A 1,190-nucleotide genomic window follows, 5' to 3' on the forward strand; every position below is an offset into this window, starting at 1 on the left:
CCTTGTATGTTTCTCTCCAGCCGATTTTTAATGAACTTGATCTGTAGAGGGACGGGCCGTAGACGCCCCCCTTTCTCCAGATTTCGCGGTTTCGGCCCGATAGCTCGTCCGGCCCTTGGGACAGATGAGCCCGCGGGAGAGCAAGGAGCATCGGGCCGAATTCTTCATTCATAACCCGAACGGTTGCTTGGGCGTTCGAGCCCGCATTTGCAAGGCCGGGTACGAGGAAGAGAGAGATGGAACAGTTTGTCGGAATCGATGTATCCAAGCACCGCCTGGACGTGTGTCTCGAGCCTGCCGGTGAGGCCTTGAGCGTTGCCTACGACGAGCCGGGCATCGAGACGGTGTGCCAGCGCCTGCTGGCGGCCTCGCCGGCGTTGATCGTCATGGAAGCCACGGGGGGCCTGGAGGTGCGCCTGGCCTGCGAACTGTGCGCGCGTGCTCTGAAGGTGGCGGTCGTCAATCCTCGCCAGGCCCGCGATTTTGCCCGGGCCACGGGGCAGTTGGCCAAGACCGACCGGCTCGATGCGGCCATGCTGGCCGGCTTTGCCCAGGCCGTCCGGCCACAGGCGCGTGCGCTCAAGGACGACGACACCCGGGCGCTGGACGAGATGGTGAGCCGACGGCGTCAGCTGGTAAGCATGCGCGTCCAGGAGCGCCTGAGGCTGGGCACGGCGGCCTCCAAGCCGCTGCAGAAGAGCCTGAAGTTGCACATCGCTTGGCTGGACAAACGCATAGAGGATGTCGATATCGATCTGACACACCGCTTGCGCACCTCGCCCGCCTGGCGCGTCAAGGACGATCTGCTGCGCAGCATCCCCGGCGTGGGGGCGGTCACCTGCGTGACCTTGCTGGCCAAGTGCCCGGAGCTCGGTAGCCTGAACCGGCGCGAGATCGCCGCGTTGGCCGGCCTCGCGCCACTGGCCAACGACAGCGGCCGGCATCGGGGGAAACGCACCCTCTGGGGAGGGCGGGCCGAGGTGCGTCACATCCTATACATGGCCACCCTCTCGGCCATGCGTTTCAATGAGGCGATCAAGACCTTCGCCCAGCGGCTGGCAAAGGCGGGCAAGCCTCCCAAGGTCGTCATCGCTGCCTGCATGCGCAAGCTCCTGACCATCATGAACGCCATGATCAAGAACAACACCCCATGGAGCCCATCGCCCGCTTGACGGCCAACACGGTTGCTC

1 protein-coding gene is annotated in these 1,190 nt (G+C 64.7%); it reads left to right on the forward strand.

What is annotated here, in order from left to right; translation table 11 throughout:
• Positions 1-236 precede the first annotated feature (236 nt).
• Positions 237-1,172 (forward strand): IS110 family RNA-guided transposase, encoded by a 936-nt coding sequence (locus C7389_RS24725; protein ID WP_133595318.1) that lies wholly within the window; start codon positions 237-239, stop codon positions 1,170-1,172.
• Positions 1,173-1,190: the final 18 nt, after the last annotated feature.

It is taken from the genome of Azoarcus indigens, assembly GCF_004361735.1.
Taxonomy (GTDB): Bacteria; Pseudomonadota; Gammaproteobacteria; order Burkholderiales; family Rhodocyclaceae; genus Azoarcus; species Azoarcus indigens.